Here is a 15850-nt window from a genome sequence, read left to right on the forward strand (position 1 = left end):
CGCGAATTCCGAGAACGCTGAAATCAATCATGATTGACAGGGTAATCGGCATCCCATAGCGGTTATAGGTTGCGCAGCGTTTTCTTGGTTTCTTGCCGCAGCACATAAAACCCAAATTACCGCTGTAATTTCGATTGCTCAGCACCTCATTTCTGAGCATGAAAGTATTAATTCATCTTTGAATAAAAACTCGGTTGGTATATTAAATTTTCTTCCACTCCAACAGCAAGTTGGCTTGATTGGAATTAAATCAAATCTTAGCGCTACCGCGCCTGCGACAAGCTAAAAGCTGTCCACCGCCGCCATGGTGTCGTGCACACCAGCCCACCCAAGCGGCCCGCTCTACCCCTCGGTTTCTACTAACACGTGCTCGCGGCTATTCCTGCGAGTAAATTGACTTGCGCGCTCAAGCTCAAACGTTTAGCGAGAACAAAGTCACGGTTAGTCATAGATTCTGTATCAAAATTTTTGCTTTGAAAGAGCTTGTACCTAAAATCAATTTGGCATGTGCTAAGTCGTATTAAAAAATTAATAGGGCCTGCATATAAATCACAAATATTAATTAAATCAAAGAAATCTGATTTAAAGCAAAGTGGTCGCCTGCCAGATTATTTTCTTAATTCATCTCTCTACAGAATTAATGAGTCTGTCGTAGGTCGTCAATCTCTCAAACCCATGGCAGGAGTGAGCAAGAATGTTCCGTGTTTCCGCGAAAGCACTATCACCCAGATTCCTTGCCTTCAGCTTGGCTCTCATTTTTTTCGGCCCCGCACACTCAGCCGTCGGGGTCAATAAGAGCTTCGACCCCATATCGACAGCGGTCAACGAACCCTCCACGCTGACGGTCTCTCTCTTCAACTCGAATACCGTCGCGGCAACCGGCGCTGCCATGGTCGATTCATTGCCTCCGGGCTTGTTGATCGCCAACCCACCCAACGCCAGTACAACGTGTGCGGGAGGGACGGTGACCGCTGTGGCAGGAAGTAACTCTGTTGCATTGAGCGGAGCCACCGTACCGCCCTCGTCCACAGGGCCTGGAGTCTGCTCCTTCACTGTCAATGTAGTTGCGGCATCCGGCGGAACCTATCTCAACGAGATTCCCATAGGGGCACTCACCTCTTCTGAAGGCGCGAACGCACAGGCAGCAGATGCCAGTTTGACTGTCATGGGCGTCGTACCAGTCATAGGGAGCAAGGCGTTCTCGCCAACTGTCGCGCATGGCAACGGCACAAGCACACTCACGATCACCTTGCGCAACAACAATACGATTGCACTCAACAACGTTGCGTTTACCGACAATTTGCCTACGCAACTGAGACTCGCAGCGCTGCCCAATCCCACCACCACTTGTGGTGCAGTGGTTACGGCCGTTGCCGATGCCACTTCAGTCTCCATGACAGGAGGCACGATTGCACCTAATTCAAGTTGCACAGTCACGGTACAAGTGCGGCCTACCACCTCCAATACCTATCAAAGCGTTACGGCCACCAACACCATTCCACTGGCGGCCGTGACCACTGCTGAAGGCCCAGCTGCCAGCAATGACGCACCATTCAGCGCCAATGTCGCAGTTCAAACGGGAGCCCGCATCGTCAAGGGTTTCGCCGCCAGCCCGGTATTTCACGGCACCGCTTCCACGCTGACCATCACCATCCAGAACTTTAACGTCGGTGCGGCGATGCCGATCAATTTCACTGACACGCTACCGGCAGGTGTTGTGCCCACCGGTATTGCCAGCAACACTTGCGGTGGAACACCCAGTATTTCGGGCAGTGCAGTCTCACTGACGGGTGGCAGCGTGAACGCAGCGCCAGCAGGCTCCGGGTCTACCAACTGTGTGCTGACTGTGAACTACACCGCCAACAACCCTGGCGGGGCAGCCGTCACCAGCACCAACGGAGCAGCTCAGTTCAGCGGTGTGGATTTCGGCGTCGTAACACCCACCGTCGTGGCGGCCTCGGTGCTGATCAACCCCGTAGGGAACGTGTATGCCAGCAAGGTATTTTCCGGTACGCCAGTACAAACCGGCACCGTGACACTGACCATCACGTTGAGAAACGGCAGCGCCACGCCCGCCGGGATTACATCATTCTCCGACAATCTGAACACCATGGGCGCCGGGATCAGCATAGGCATCACCCCACCCCCGAGCACCACCTGCGGAGGTACGCTAAACGCCACAGTGGGAGCTACCCTGATCTCCATGACCGGTGGCACCATACCGGCCGCGAGCACGTGCACCATCACAGTACCGGTGCGCATAGCAGGCAATGCCGCGCTGACCACTCGCACCAACACCATAGCCAACGGCGCGTTGGTAACCACATTGGGTAACACCACCTCGAGCGCTACCGCTGCCATCACCGTGGCCCGTGCCCTGACCGTCGCCAAGTCGTTCTCAGTCAGCCCGATCGCTTCCGGCCTGCAAAACTCTACTCTCACCATTACCTTGACTCGGGCTGCAGGCGCCACGGCGCTGACCAATCTCGCGTTCACTGATTTGCTTCCGACAGCCCCCTACACCATGGTGGTGGCCGGTGCAGCTTCCACCACATGTGCGAGTGGCACCGTCACAGCACCTATGGGAGGTGGCAGCGTGAGCTTGAGTGGCGCCGTGCTGCCTGCGGGAGTGGGCGGTGCCCAGACTTCGTGCACTGTCACAGTGCCCGTCACGGCACCCGCGCTGTCCAATGGTTCTGCCACCAATACATTAGCGGTGGGCTCCGTCACTTCCAGCAACGAAACCGTCAGGAACGAGGCAGCTGCCTCAGCCGTCCTGGTTGCCAGGGATCCGTCGGTCAACCTGGCCAAGGGCTTCGACCCCACCATCGTGGCCATGGGCGGTGTGGCACAACTCGAGCTGCAAATTCTTAACAACAGCCTTGGCGCCATCAATCTGACTGGCGTTCGACTCACCGACACGCTGCCCAGCGGCATGGTGGTCGCTACACCACCCGCCGCCTCTTTCACCGGCGTTGGCTGTACGGCCGCAGCGGCAACGATCAGCGCTGTAGCGGGAAGCGGCACGGTCGCTCTGATAGGCGCCGGCGCGAGCATCACGGCTGGCAGCGTATGTACGCTCACTGTGAATGTTCGGGCCAACGATGCTGGCAACCTCATCAACAACATTCCAGCCGGCAGCCTCACCTCCAATCAGGGGCCGAGCAACCTAAACCCCGTGTCTGCAACATTGTCAGCCACTGGTAGCGGTGATCTGAGCGTAACCAAGACTAATGGTGTCTCGCAGGTCACAGCAGGCGGCACCACGGTCTATACCGTAGTCGTGCGAAACGCAGGCCCCAGCAGTGTGGCTGGCGCCCAGTTCACCGACACGCCCCCTGCCGGCATGACCTTCACCAGTTGGACATGTGTCCCTTCCGGAGGCGCATTGTGCCCCGCACCAAGTGGTAGCGGCCCCATATCAGGCCTGGTAACGCTTCCCGCCAGTGTGGGCACCGTCACTTTCACGGTCAACGCGCAAATCGCAAGTAGCGCAACGGGCACCATAACCAACACAGCCACCGTTTTTCCTCCCAGCACGGTGGTAGACCCCAATCCCGCCAACAACACTGCCCCGGACACCGACACGGTGATCGTGGATTCGCGGCTGTCGATTACCAAGACCGACAACCGCACGACCTACGCGCCCGGGGACACGGGAACCTATGTCATCACCGTCAATAGTATCGGCCTCAGCGATTCGACGGGAATCGCCGTCACAGACACGCTGCCTTCAGGCGTCACGTTGACTGGAACGCCCACTTGCACCCCTACAGGTTCAGCGATTTGCGGAACCATCTCGGGCGCAACGGGTGGCAGTTCATTCGGAGCTACGGGGGCCAGCATTACGGCCGGGTCGGGCAATGCGCTGACCTATTCCCTGCCCGTTCGCTTTGCATCCACGCTGAGCACGAATCCCCTTGTCAACACCGCCTCTGCGACGCCCGCAGGAGGTAGCAGCGTCAGCGCCCAAGACAGCAACAGCTTTTTGCCCAGAGCCGACCTGGTGGTGACTAAAGCGGCCACGCAACCCACTGATGGCACTTACCTGCCCGGCCAGGCGCTCAACTACACCGTCACGGTGCAGAACAACGGCCCCAGCGATCTCGCAGGCGTCAACGTTTCCGACAACGTTCCAGCGAACGTCAACGTCAGCACATGGACCTGCGCTGGCAACGCAGGCGGCGCTTGCAACGGCGCTACGGTCAACTCCAACGGCACCGGTAACAACATCAGCCTCGGCAACGTGACGCTGCCCGCTGGTTCTGCAATCGCCATCATCGTCACTGGCACGGCATCCCCATCTGCCTTGGGCGACATCGTCAATTCGGTCACTGCGACGCCACCAGCCACCACGAGCTGCACGACGGTCCCGTGCGAGAAATCCGCCACCGTCACCAATACCAATGCGGGAACCCCGCAACTGACGATCACAAAAGCAGCAACGCCCACGGCGTTTGCGGTGGGCCAGACCGGTTTCTACACGCTCCTGGTGAGCAATACAGGCACGAGCATTACCAGCGGGACCATCACCGTGACCGACACGCTCCCACCAGGGATCACGGCGACCGGCCTACCCACTGGCACGGGCTGGGACTGCAGTACCAGCACGACCACTGCCATCACTTGCACGCGGACAGCAGCATTGCTGTTCAGCACGTCTGCGCCAAGTATCTCAATCCCTGTGAGCATTGCTGCAGTAGTCAGCTCGCCTGCCACCAACACCGCTGTCGTCAGGGGCGGTGGAGACGCGCAATGCCCGGTCACCGGAACGCTTGCACCGCATTGCCAGGGCACCGTGGTCACCCCAGTGAACGCACCTAGTTTCAATGTTAGCAAGACGCTCCAGAACAGCGCCCTCGTGGCAGACGTTCCCAATGCGTATGTGATCACGGCCACCAACAACGGCCAAGCCGCTACTTTGGCTGGCTTTATCGATGACGTGGTCCCTTCTACGCTTGCTATTGGCACCCTCCCTGCAGGTTGCCTCAGCACGGGCGGGCAAGGGGTGCGCTGCGATGTGCCTGCTGGCGTACTCACCGGAGGGCAGGTCAGCTACACCTTGCCTGTCACGCCCTTGTCCAGCGCCGTAGGCCAAGCGGCCAACAACACCGCAACCGTGACAGGTGGTGGCGATCCAGCCTGCCCCACCGGCACCAACTGCTCAGGCAACTCCAGCGGCACCATCACCGCCCCACAGTTGCTGATCACCAAACGCGCTGAGCCCAGCACCTTGGTCGTAGGCCAAAGCGCGAACTACATTCTGACCATCTCCAACAACGGCGGCGCGGCAACCAATGCGGCCATCACCGTCAGCGACGTGGTACCCACAGGCTTGACGCTTGGCAGCATGCCGTCCGGTTGCGGCGCCACCGGGCAAACCGTGAGTTGCACCATCAGTAGCCTCGCGATCAACGGCACGACCAGCTTTACCATCCCCGTGACGGCGCAGAACTCCATCAACGGTCAATCCATACAGAACACCGCCTCGGCTACAGGCGGAGGCGATCCTGGCTGCCCCGTAGGGACACCACTCGCTTCACTGCCTGCCCGCTGCCAAGGCTCGGTCACGACCCCCATCAGTGCACCGCAGCTCACGCTGACCAAGACTGCAAGCGATAACTTCGCGGTTGGCGTCGCGGGCAGCTACGTTTTGCGGGTTGAAAACACAGGAAGCGCTGCGACGGTGGGCGATATTTCCGTGATCGACGTCATACCTGCCAGCTTGACCATCGGCACCCTGCCCTCCGGTTGCGTGCGCAGCGGTCAGCAGGTCACCTGCACCCAAACAGCTAGCCTGGCACAACGAGGAAGCGTCAGTTTCACCATTCCCGTGACGCCCACAGCTGCTGCAGCGCCAAGCGTGAGCAACACGGCCACGGTTCTGGGCGGAGGCGATCCGGTTTGCCCGAACGCGGTCAACTGCACCAGCACCGTGGTCAGAGACGTTAACGCACCGCAACTGCAGATCACGAACAGCGCTAACGGTCCATGGACCATTGGCCAAACCGGCGCTGTGCTAACACTCACAGTGAACAACGTTGGGGCAGCAAGCACCACAGGCACCATGACGGTTCTCAACACCCTGCCAGCAGGGATCGTTCCTGGCTGGACAGGCACACAGACTTTCGGGAACTGGAGCTGTACAGCGGCTGGGCAGACCGTCAGCTGTACTTCCACTACCGCTTTGGCAAACGGGGCCACCAGCAGTATCCCCTTGCCAATGAGCATCACGGCTCCTTTGGCAACCGCAGCACCTAGCCAAGCGTCTGTGGCTGGTGGAGGAGATCCGTTCAACAACAGCGTCACGCCGGCGCCTGGAAGTGCCTGCACCACGCTCGACCCGGCCGCCCCTGGACATTGCGCAGAGTTGCTCATTGCCGTACCCGCAGGCGCGAGCGTCACAGCCAGCAAAACGCTGGCACCGGGAACTGCGGTGCCCTTGACGCTGAACCAAACCGTCAGTTACGTGCTCACAGCCACCAACACGGGCGGCACCCCCGTCACCGGATACAGCATGAACGAAGTCGTACCGACCGGTACGCGTTGGGTATCAGTCAGTGGCGGCACCTCGGCTTGTGCTGCGGGCGCTACTGCTGGCACGCTCTGCAACATCAGCTTCCCTGTGGTTTCTGCAGGTGCCAGCGTTTCTGTGACGGTGACCTTCCAGGTGTTGGCGTCTGTGCCAGCAAGCCTGTCGCAGATCGTGAACGCTGCCACGGCACCTGCCAGCTGCACCGGAGCCACGTGTGAAGCACCACCCACCCCACCGAACTGCAGTGGATCCACCTGCACTCCGGCGGCACAGTGCACAGCAGGAGACCCGTTATGTGTGCGCACATCACTTACCGGGGGTGGGGGATCATCACGCGTGGAGCCTGTACCTTCGGTATCTGAGCTTGGTCTGATGCTCATGAGTTTGCTGGTTGCCCTGATGGGCTGGGGTTCCAGAAGACGCATGAGCCGTTAACGAAAAAAGGCCTCTGCGGCCACGCTGCTCTGACTTAACTGAGCTGCATTGGCCGCAGAGGCCTTTTTCGCGCCCGATACTCGGGCGACTAAAAATCAATAACGGTTACGACCGCCGCCAGCGCCGCCGCCGTAGCCGCCACCACCGCCACCACCGTAGCCGCCGCCGCCGGAGCGGTCGTTGCTACGTGGCTCCATTGGGCGAGCAACGTTCACGGTCACGGCACGGCCGTCAACGCTTTTGCCGTTCATGCCTTCGATGGCTGCACGAGCATCATCGTCGCTACCCATTTCAACGAATGCAAAGCCTTTAGAGCGGCCAGTGTCGCGCTCCATGATGACTTTGGCAGAGTTGACAGTACCAAAAGACGAAAACGCCTGTTGCAGGTCTTCGTCACGGGTGTTGTAGGAAAGGTTACCGACGTAAAGTTTGTTGTTCATAAAAGTCCTCGGGAAAAATCTAGGTTGAAAGGATTGCTAAAAATGGGGCAATGAAGATCAGCGGCGCGGCCCGGCCGGCCGAGAATTGCTCGAAGAGTTATTTCTCGGCTCAAGATGGCGGAAGGTAAGGCGTCCCTTATTCAGGTCGTAAGGCGACATTTCGAGGGATACACGATCGCCCGCCAGCACGCGGATGCGGTGCTTGCGCATTTTCCCGCCTGCATAGCAGACGAGTGTGTGACCGTTTTCCAGCGTAACGCGAAAACGCGAATCCGGCAGAACCTCGTCTACCTTCCCTTGCATCTCGATGAGTTCTTCTTTGGCCATTAATGTCCTTTTAAAATTGGGGAATGGAGAAGGCGGTTCAGCCGATTTGCTGGTTCAGCAGCATGCTGCGGGCTTGGGCCATTGCATAGACTTGGGCACCGCTATCACTGCAAAACTGCGGAATGAAACGAAAAATCCGATCATGCATGCCACGACGGATCGATACCGACGCCTGGTAAAGACCAGAATCTGTGCGACGGGTAATCGGCGTGACAAGGTACCGCCCAATACTGTGGGCTGTTGTGGTAACCATTTAACTTTCTAATAAGGAGCCCGACGCGTGCACAGCGGTTCTTGAGAACCCGGGCCGAAAGGCGCTTGCTGTGGGTCAGGAGGGATCGATCCGTAGACGTTTCTACGAAACGAGTGAAGCTCGCCAAAAGCGGGGGATGACGGTCTTTGGCTTGGGGATGAATCACCAAGCGACAGAAGCAAGGGCTTCCGTAAGGTCAAACACTGACCCAAGGCAGCGAACACGCCTTAGGTCGATGATGAAGTATATCCCGATTAAAGGTTTCGTGCACGGTTGTCAACGAGACGCAGGTTCGAAAAGGTACTGTAACAAGCCCTGAGCGTTGTTTACTGGCGTACAAACAACACCCCAGATGTGTGCCATTCGCTCCGGAGTGAGCACTTCGGCTACCGGGCCGAACCCGGCGACCTCTCCATTCGCCAGAAGGAGGGCATCGTCAGCATACCTCAGCGCCAAGTTGAGATCATGCAGAACGGCGATGACGCCAATCCCGTCCTCCCGAGCCCGATCCTGTAATAACCCCAACGCCTGGTGCTGGTGCGACAGATCCAGGGCGGCAGTGGGCTCGTCCAATAACAGCCAACGTGCCGCGCCATCAGGCCTAGGAGACCAGACCTGGGTCAGGGCACGGGCAAGATGCACTCGCGCTTTTTCACCGCCGGATAGCGTATTGAAAATCCGCGGAGCCAGTGAAGCCACATCAGTCGCCTCGAGAGCCTTCGAAACAATCCCCGCCTCGTTGGCGTCAGGATGTTGGCGGTGGGGGTAGCGGCCCAACTCCACCACTTCGCGTACCGTGAAATCGAAAGCCACCGCACTTTCCTGCGGCATCACCGCACGTCGCAAGGCTAGCGTGCGCGCGGACATCGATGCCAACGGTTGGCCATCAAGCAGTACTTTTCCGGCCTCGGGCCGGCGCTGTGCCGACAACAATGAAAGAAGCGTGGATTTTCCGGCGCCGTTCGGCCCCAGAATGACGGTGAATCGCCCTGGGTGGAGCGTAGCCGAGGCCCCTTCCAGCAAAGTACGGCCATTCAGACTTACCCGGGCATCAATACACTGCAGTGTCATACCCGCCCCCTGAACCGACGCAGCATCAATAGGAACATGGGTCCACCAATGAAGGCTGTGAGGACACCCAGAGGCATTTCGGCCGGTTGCACTATTGTGCGAGCCACAGCATCGGCTGCCAATACAAGCGCCGCGCCCAGCAACGCGGACCCGGGCAAGACCACACGGTGATCAGGCCCAGCCATCAGACGCACCCAATGCGGCGCAATCAGCCCAACGAAGCTGATGATGCCCGTCGTGGCGGTCACGGCTCCTACTGCCAACGCGGTGATAACCACCACCGCCCGTTTGGTACGTTCTACATTGACTCCCAGCAACTCCGCCTGCGCCTCACCCAGTGCGATGGCGTTGAGTGGCCGAGCCAACGCCATAGCCGCTGCGCAGGACGCCGCCACCACTGCAGCGACCAGCGCCACCGCGCTCCATCGCGCGCCGCCCAGGCTCCCCAGCAACCAAAATTGAATATTGCGCAATTGCTCGTCTGTGGCAACGAAGTTGAGATACCCCAGCCCCGCTCCAGCCAAAGCATTCACGGCCACACCCGCCAGCAGCATGACCCCAATGTGGGTACCTGAAGGCCCTTGCGCGAAAAGGTAAATGCATAACGTGACCAGGAGGCCACCAATGAAGGCCGCGAGCATCAGGGTCCAGCTACCTAGCGAATGCGGAAGCTCAGGAAACCATTTCTGGCCCAGCACGATAGCCACCCCTGCGGCCAGTGCGGCGCCACTGCTGATGCCAATAAGCCCTGGGTCTGCAAGAGGATTGCGAAACATCCCCTGCATCAGTGCCCCGGCCATAGCCAAGCCCGCACCCGCTGCCACAGCCAACACCAGACGCGGCAGGCGGATATTAAGAAACACCAGGTGCTCTGGCGAATCTGTAATGCTGCCAGACAGAGCCTCACCGAGCAGCCGCAGCAGCTGCGCGGGCGAGATGTGATAGGCCCCACTTGCACTGCCCGCCAGGAAGGCCAACGCGACCAGCAGCAACCCCAGCGTCAGTGCGCTGCGAGGCGCCAGCCTTGCTGGCGAAACCAGGCCACTCACGCGTGAAACCGGCTATGGAGTTCGCGCACAGCCTGGGGCAGGCGTGGGCCGAAACCCAGCAGCAAAAGAGCGTCTTGAGACACCAAAGCGCGCCGGCGATAAGCTGGCGTAAGCGCCAACTCCGGCCGCTGCCAGAGCTTGTCGATACCGCCCAACGCTTCGATGCCTTGATCTGTGGAAAGAATGACATCCGGCGCGGCGCTTGCCATGGCTTCGGCCGTCATGGGCCGGTAACCCTGGAAACCAGAGAGCGCGTTCACTCCACCCGCGAAACGAATCATGGCTTCCGCTGCGGTACCCTGCCCTGCGACCTGCGGCGACGGCCCATGCGAAAGAATGAACAGCACACGCGGCTTGGCCCGGCTCGCACCTGCCACCTGGCGGTTAACCTGAGCCCACTCCACATCCAGCCGTGCCTGCAGCTCACGCGCAGCGGTTTCTCGACGGCCCGCACGCCCTACGGCTTGGACTTTGCTGCTCACGTCGTTCCAGGTGTATTCGGACTTCACCAATTCCACCTGAACACCAGCACTGCGCAGCTGATCCAGCACTACCGGAGGGCCGGCATCCGAGGTAGCGATCACAGCATCAGGCTTCAGCGAAAGCACACCTTCCGCTGAGAGCTGGCGCAAATAACCGACTTTGGGCGTTTTCTGTGCCGCAGACGGAAAAAGGCTGGTGGTGTCCGTACCTACCAACTGGGCTTCTGCGCCCAGTAGATAAACCACTTCAGTGATGGCGCCGTTGATAGTAACCAGACGCGGCAGGCGGGCCCCTGCAGGCTGAGCTTTCACCGCCAGCGGCAGGCCCGCGGCAAGAGCCGCGCCCAGCACTTGACGGCGCGAAGGAGTTGAAAACATGGGCCGTCCCGCTCCCACCTTTACGCAGCCACAGCCGAAGTCGGCGCTGCCTTGCGCACAATGGCGCGCCAATCTTCACGCTCCGGATTGCCCGGTTTGCGCTCGCCAAAGAACATGGCCATCAGCTCGCCCTTGGCGTCAAACAATTCGACGGAGGTCACGATGCCGTCACTTGTGGGCTTTTCCACCACCCAGGCATTCGCGATGGAGTCTTCCTGCATGTGCAGGTTGAAATCTGGGTCGAGCACGTTGAGCCACTGAACCCCGCGAATCTCCATAGGTTCTATGCGAGTCACCGGACCGGAGTGAATCTGAATGCAGCCCAAGCTACCGACGAACACCATGATGGGCGCGCCGTCAAATGCAGCCTCTTGCAACAATTGACGAGCCACACTCGGTGAAGCGCGGCGTGCAAAACGCCCATCGGCCAAACGGAAGCTCTGCTGACGTTCTACGCCGAATTTCTTCAGAATTTCGTAGAAGTCATGGGTGTCTTTCATGCCGCCCCAGGCTTCCAGCAGGCCATCAGCATCAATGGCTTCGTCGTCCTGAATAGCAGGAGCTGGTGCCTTTGGCTTGAACTCAGGGCTGAGGGAAGCATCGGCAAAGCGCTGCATCAGCGCCTCAAAGGCAGCTCTGTTCGTTGCTTCACGGCAAAACACCTTGTGCACGGCCAGACCGCTCGCGTCATAGAACTGCAAACTCAGCGAGGCCGGCACGTTAGGCTGAGCAGCCGCTTCCGTGACAGCAAAGCCGGCATGCCAGTGCATGAAGAACAAACGCAGATCGATGGGGCCACCCAGCGCCAAGCCCACCACAGGGCCAGCGGCTGAGACGTTTTCATAAACCCCGGTTTTCTCATGCACAGTGGTTTCATTGCGCGTCAGCGCGAGAACGGGACCACACTCGCCGAGGGCCTTCAGTATTTCCAGCCAGGATTTGCCCAGCGGAACGGCCTTCAAAGGGCCTTCGTGGTTTCCGGCGTGGGCCGCCACGGCTTCGCCTTCGCTCACACCGATCGATTCGGCGGCGTCACGGGCTCGCTTGCCTGCAGCGCGGGCTTGCGCGAAACGAGTTCTCAATATGTCTACGTTCATGGGATGGGATAGTTAGAGTTTGAATGACTGCCAAGCACCCTGGCCGCATACGGCCCGGGTGCTTGCGGAGCAAAAAATCAAGGCGTAGCTGGCTGAATACCGAACTCGAAGGTCCAGGTTTGCGCACCGGCGTAGGCCGGCGTAGCCGCTGCATACGCAATGCTGGCCAGATGCATGCGCGCATAGCTGTTACCCGTGCTGGACTTGACCAGTGAAGCCGCTTCGGGGTCTGCCTTCAGCATGTGCTGAGTCAAGCCTACGGTAGCCGCTGCAGCGTCAGTGGGGTAGTAGCTGAACCAGCCGTAGTTCAGCGCATTTGGATAAGTGCCGGTGTAGGTTGGCGAGAGCTGCGAACCAATGGAATCCACCACCCAGCCCGAAGCTGCCGTTGGGCCTGTCAATGCACCGGTGAGGTCCGCCAGGGTATCGGCCAGGTTGGTGGTGGAATTGAACTTCGCGACCACTGGTGTCTTGCCGTCGGCTGCGTAGAAGCCCGCTGGGGTTTTGCTCAGGAAGCCAGCCACCTTGCTGCTGCCGGAGGTACCACCATTGAGTTTGACGTTATACCGATTGAACGCAACGTGCCATGTACCGGCCTGAGTGGAAACGCTCTTCGTAGCCAAGTCGTAGTAAACCCAGCCAGCGCTTGCATCCACACTGGCGGTGTTCACCACGGATGGATTGGCCGTATTGACCCAACGGAACGAAGGCCAGCCGGAAGCTGTACCGGTAGCGCCTCCGTAGTAGCCCGTCATTTGCAACGCAAACACGGCACCGGCCGTACCCGTGATGTCTGCGGATGCACTGTTCGTAGTAGCCAGGAAGACACGGAAATTAGGGTGCAGCTGATGTGTACCGGAGAGGTCATACTCAAACGCCGCAGCCTGGATTTCATTGGTGCCGGAGAAAGCGCTCTTGGCCGTGTCAGCTGCGTACAGCGTGGCAGGAATAGCACCACCTGCAGGATCGGCCAACGCATCGTTCCACTTTTGCAGGTCAGACCATTTGTGGGTGAACGGGCTACCAAATGCGCCGCCCGTGCCACTGCCGCTAGGGCCGCTGTTGGTGAAGATACTGGCCGAACGGCCGCCGCTCACCAGCTTGACATCCCAAGCGGCGCCGCTGCAAGCGGCCTCTGCCTTGGCGTCGAAGTCATAGCAAACGGACTGGCCAGTGGCAGGCAAAACGACAGCCCAAGTGGCGGTTTGCGTGAATTTGCTCGTGGGCACAGGCGTTGGCGCCGGTGTAGGTGCGGGAGTTGGCGCTGGGGTTGGTGCAGGAGTTGGTGCCGGAGCAGGAGAATCATCTCCGCCACCGCCGCACGCGGTAAGAGCCAAAACGGCCAAAGCCGCGGGAACGTATTTCAGGTATGAGGATTTCATGATGACTAGCTCCTTACTGTTGATGTGTTACTTAATGGCGTTGCCAAATGCAAACCGGGCACCGAGATAGATGTAGCGGCCAGCAATGGGCCCGAAATCGTTGGTGTTGACGAAGTCGCGCTGACGATTGGTGATGTTGTTGATACCGAAGAACAGCGTCACCTCACGGCCAATGCGATGATTCAGGCTGAAATCCAATGTGGTCCAACCTGGCGAGCGAGCGCGCGTGGCGGTGTCCACCAGTTCGCTGCTTTGGTGCCGCACGCGCAGGCCCAGCATCGTGTTCGGCTGGACGCGCCAGTCAGCCCCCAGACGCACGATCTGTTGCGGGCGGCGCGTAAGTTCTTGGCCAGTGGTTTCGTTGCGCGTGGAGGTGTAGGTGTGCGCGGCGTTGAGCGAAAGCACCGAGTTCGCACGCCAAACCAGGTTGGTATCCAGGCCGCTGGTGCGCGCACGCGCTATGTTGGCGTAGGTATATTGGGTAATGCCATCTACGACGGAGGTATTGGCCTCATCGGTCTGAATGAGATCACGCACGCGGTTGTAGAAACCATTGACGTCAATCGTCAAACGCGATCCCCGCTTAAAGGTAGCGCCCAACTGCAGGCTGGTAGAAGACTCTGGCTTGAGATTGGGATTGCCGACCACCTTGTAGCCCAGGGCGCTGTGGTCAAACAGGTAATGCCGCTCCTTCAGATTGGGAACACGGTAGCCTTGTCCCAGGCTGGCGCGAAACACGCCCTTCCATTCGGCACCATTCAAAAGGTTGGCCCGCACACTGACCTTGGGCGCCCAGTGGCTGCCGAAGTCGGAATCATTCTGGCCGCGCAGACCAAACAACACTTCCCAGGCGTCATTCAGGATGATGTCGTTTTGCACGAACACTTCCGCGTTGGTGCGCTTGGCATTGCCCAAAGTGCCCAGCTCCGAAGAGCCATTGCTGGTCTGCGACAGAGTTTCGTGGTGCCAATCCGTGCCCACCATCCAGAGCTGGCGCCCCCAGGCCGGCAATTCAAGCTGCGTGCTCAAGTGCTGCATGCGCTGGCTTGACCGGCGGTCAGTAGCCAATACCTCGTTGGAATAGCCGGGAGAATGGCTGTCGTAGCGCTCATTCACCCCTTTAACCTGGGCCCGCATGCCGTTAGCAAAGCGCCAATCCACTCCGCCGCTCACGCGGTCGCGAGTGATGCTCTCCAATTTGCGCTGCGGCACCTGATTGGGCGGCACAAACAGGTTGTAGCGCTGTGTATCGTCTTCCGAGTAATGCGATGCCTCAAGCCAGGCGCGCCCATCTTTGCTGGGCATCCACTCACCCCGAGCCGCGAACTGCTGACGCAGATTGGCGTCGCCCTGACGTGGATAGCTGCTGGGATTGATGCCAAAGCCGGCGTTATCCAGCCGCTCGCCCGAAACAGACATGCGCCACTTCTCGCCGCCCCCGCCCAGACTAAAGCGGGCGTTGCGATTGTTCGCATTAAGTGAACGCCCACTATCGTTTTGGCTGCCGTAACTGCCTGCGTCAACCGAAGCCGTACCACCAAACCCCGCAGCCTGCCGCCGCGTAATGACGTTGACCACGCCACCCATGGCTGAACTTCCATACTGAGCTGAGCTCGCCCCCTTCACCACCTCTACACGTTCCACCTCATCCAGAAGGTACTGGCTTAGATCGACGGTGGAGCTGGTGCTCGCTGTGATGGGCAATCCATCGATCAGCACCAGCACCTGGTCTGCGCTCAACCCTTGCAGAGACAGCTCATAGCCCGACTTGCCCAAAACCTCGCGCAACTGCAGGCCTGGCACGTTTTCCAGGGCTTGCTTGAGCGTGCGAGCATTGGTGTTTTCGATTTCCTCTCTCGTCACAACCTCGGTACGCACTGGCGCTTCGTCTATGTCGCGTTCAGTGCGCGTGGCAGTCACCACGACAGGCTTCAAGGTAACCGGCTCCACTTCTTGTGGCTGCGACTGCGCCTGGGCGGAGGCCACCGCTAGCCAAGGGAGCAGCCAACGCGCGGAGCGAAAAGAAGAAACAGGCATGACAGGTGGGGTGATATTTTTGATGGTAGCCAAGCATTGAATACGAACACCAATGCAAATGACAATGAAAGTCATTCTCATTCTAATATAGCATGAACAAAATGACACGCCTCACGTGAAGTGATAGCGCACAGACAAAAAACGACACTCGACTGCCTATGGGCATCGCTGTCGGATAAACTTATCAACGTGCGCAACTGGCGATAGGCGACCTTCAGGCCGCTGACGTGGATCCGGAGCATTTGCCTTCCGAACACCACTGGGAAGCGCACCGCTGGCACTTCATGCTGGCGTTTCAGCCGTTCGCCTGGGCAGCCCGCAAGGGACGCTTTTAATCAATCGCGTCCCCGGGACGTTCCCTTCT

Annotated in this window: 9 protein-coding genes and 1 riboswitch; of the genes, 1 reads left to right on the forward strand and 8 read right to left on the reverse strand. The window is 59.2% G+C overall.

Going from position 1 to position 15850, the window contains the following annotated elements; genetic code table 11:
- Nucleotides 1-745: 745 nt before the first annotated feature.
- Nucleotides 746-6970, forward strand: coding sequence for an IPTL-CTERM sorting domain-containing protein (locus G518_RS38410; RefSeq protein ID WP_211231704.1), 6225 nt, complete (start codon nucleotides 746-748; stop codon nucleotides 6968-6970).
- Nucleotides 6971-7065: 95 nt separating this feature from the next.
- Here the strand turns inward: G518_RS38410 and G518_RS34740 are convergent, their stop codons facing one another.
- The 8 genes from G518_RS34740 to G518_RS34745 all read right to left on the reverse strand — a co-directional run bounded on the left by G518_RS34740 (nucleotide 7066) and on the right by G518_RS34745 (nucleotide 15486).
- Nucleotides 7066-7410 (reverse strand): RNA recognition motif domain-containing protein, encoded by a 345-nt coding sequence (locus tag G518_RS34740; RefSeq protein WP_036594379.1) that lies wholly within the window; start codon nucleotides 7408-7410, stop codon nucleotides 7066-7068.
- A gap of 57 nt (nucleotides 7411-7467) precedes the next feature.
- On the reverse strand, nucleotides 7468-7737 hold the full coding sequence (gene infA / locus G518_RS0111305; protein WP_028602643.1) for a translation initiation factor IF-1: 270 nt from the start codon (nucleotides 7735-7737) through the stop codon (nucleotides 7468-7470).
- Nucleotides 7738-8266: 529 nt separating this feature from the next.
- On the reverse strand, nucleotides 8267-9061 hold the full coding sequence (locus G518_RS0111315; RefSeq protein ID WP_036594382.1) for a heme ABC transporter ATP-binding protein: 795 nt from the start codon (nucleotides 9059-9061) through the stop codon (nucleotides 8267-8269).
- Complete coding sequence (locus G518_RS0111320; protein WP_028602646.1) at nucleotides 9058-10110, reverse strand: FecCD family ABC transporter permease; 1053 nt, start codon at nucleotides 10108-10110, stop codon at nucleotides 9058-9060. The genes G518_RS0111315 and G518_RS0111320 overlap by 4 nt, the downstream gene beginning before the upstream one ends.
- Nucleotides 10107-10970 carry a heme/hemin ABC transporter substrate-binding protein gene (locus G518_RS0111325; RefSeq protein ID WP_028602647.1) on the reverse strand — a complete coding sequence of 288 codons (864 nt, stop codon included), beginning with the start codon at nucleotides 10968-10970 and terminating at the stop codon, nucleotides 10107-10109. Before G518_RS0111325 ends, G518_RS0111320 begins: the two co-directional genes overlap by 4 nt.
- Nucleotides 10971-10990: 20 nt before the next feature.
- Nucleotides 10991-12067, reverse strand: a complete 1077-nt coding sequence (locus G518_RS0111330) for a hemin-degrading factor (protein WP_028602648.1) — start codon at nucleotides 12065-12067, stop codon at nucleotides 10991-10993.
- A gap of 77 nt (nucleotides 12068-12144) precedes the next feature.
- Entirely contained in the window at nucleotides 12145-13449 is a 1305-nt protein-coding gene (locus G518_RS0111335) for an HmuY family protein (protein WP_028602649.1), read from the reverse strand.
- A gap of 27 nt (nucleotides 13450-13476) precedes the next feature.
- Complete coding sequence (locus tag G518_RS34745; protein WP_084651733.1) at nucleotides 13477-15486, reverse strand: TonB-dependent receptor plug domain-containing protein; 2010 nt, start codon at nucleotides 15484-15486, stop codon at nucleotides 13477-13479.
- Nucleotides 15487-15669: 183 nt separating this feature from the next.
- Nucleotides 15670-15806: riboswitch (ZMP/ZTP riboswitch) on the forward strand.
- Nucleotides 15807-15850 lie beyond the last annotated feature (44 nt).

This window comes from Ottowia thiooxydans DSM 14619, from assembly GCF_000422885.1.
In the GTDB taxonomy this organism is placed as follows: domain Bacteria; phylum Pseudomonadota; class Gammaproteobacteria; order Burkholderiales; family Burkholderiaceae_C; genus Ottowia; species Ottowia thiooxydans.

Bases quoted from the DNA above. Each gene is read 5' to 3' on its own strand.
- G518_RS34740 (WP_036594379.1), bottom strand. From the start codon at position 7,410: ATGAACAACAAACTTTACGTCGGTAACCTTTCCTACAACACCCGTGAC.
- infA (WP_028602643.1), bottom strand. From the start codon at position 7,737: ATGGCCAAAGAAGAACTCATCGAGATGCAAGGGAAGGTAGACGAGGTT.
- G518_RS0111315 (WP_036594382.1), bottom strand. From the start codon at position 9,061: ATGACACTGCAGTGTATTGATGCCCGGGTAAGTCTGAATGGCCGTACT.
- G518_RS0111325 (WP_028602647.1), bottom strand. From the start codon at position 10,970: ATGTTTTCAACTCCTTCGCGCCGTCAAGTGCTGGGCGCGGCTCTTGCC.
- G518_RS0111330 (WP_028602648.1), bottom strand. From the start codon at position 12,067: ATGAACGTAGACATATTGAGAACTCGTTTCGCGCAAGCCCGCGCTGCA.
- G518_RS0111335 (WP_028602649.1), bottom strand. From the start codon at position 13,449: ATGAAATCCTCATACCTGAAATACGTTCCCGCGGCTTTGGCCGTTTTG.
- G518_RS34745 (WP_084651733.1), bottom strand. From the start codon at position 15,486: ATGCCTGTTTCTTCTTTTCGCTCCGCGCGTTGGCTGCTCCCTTGGCTA.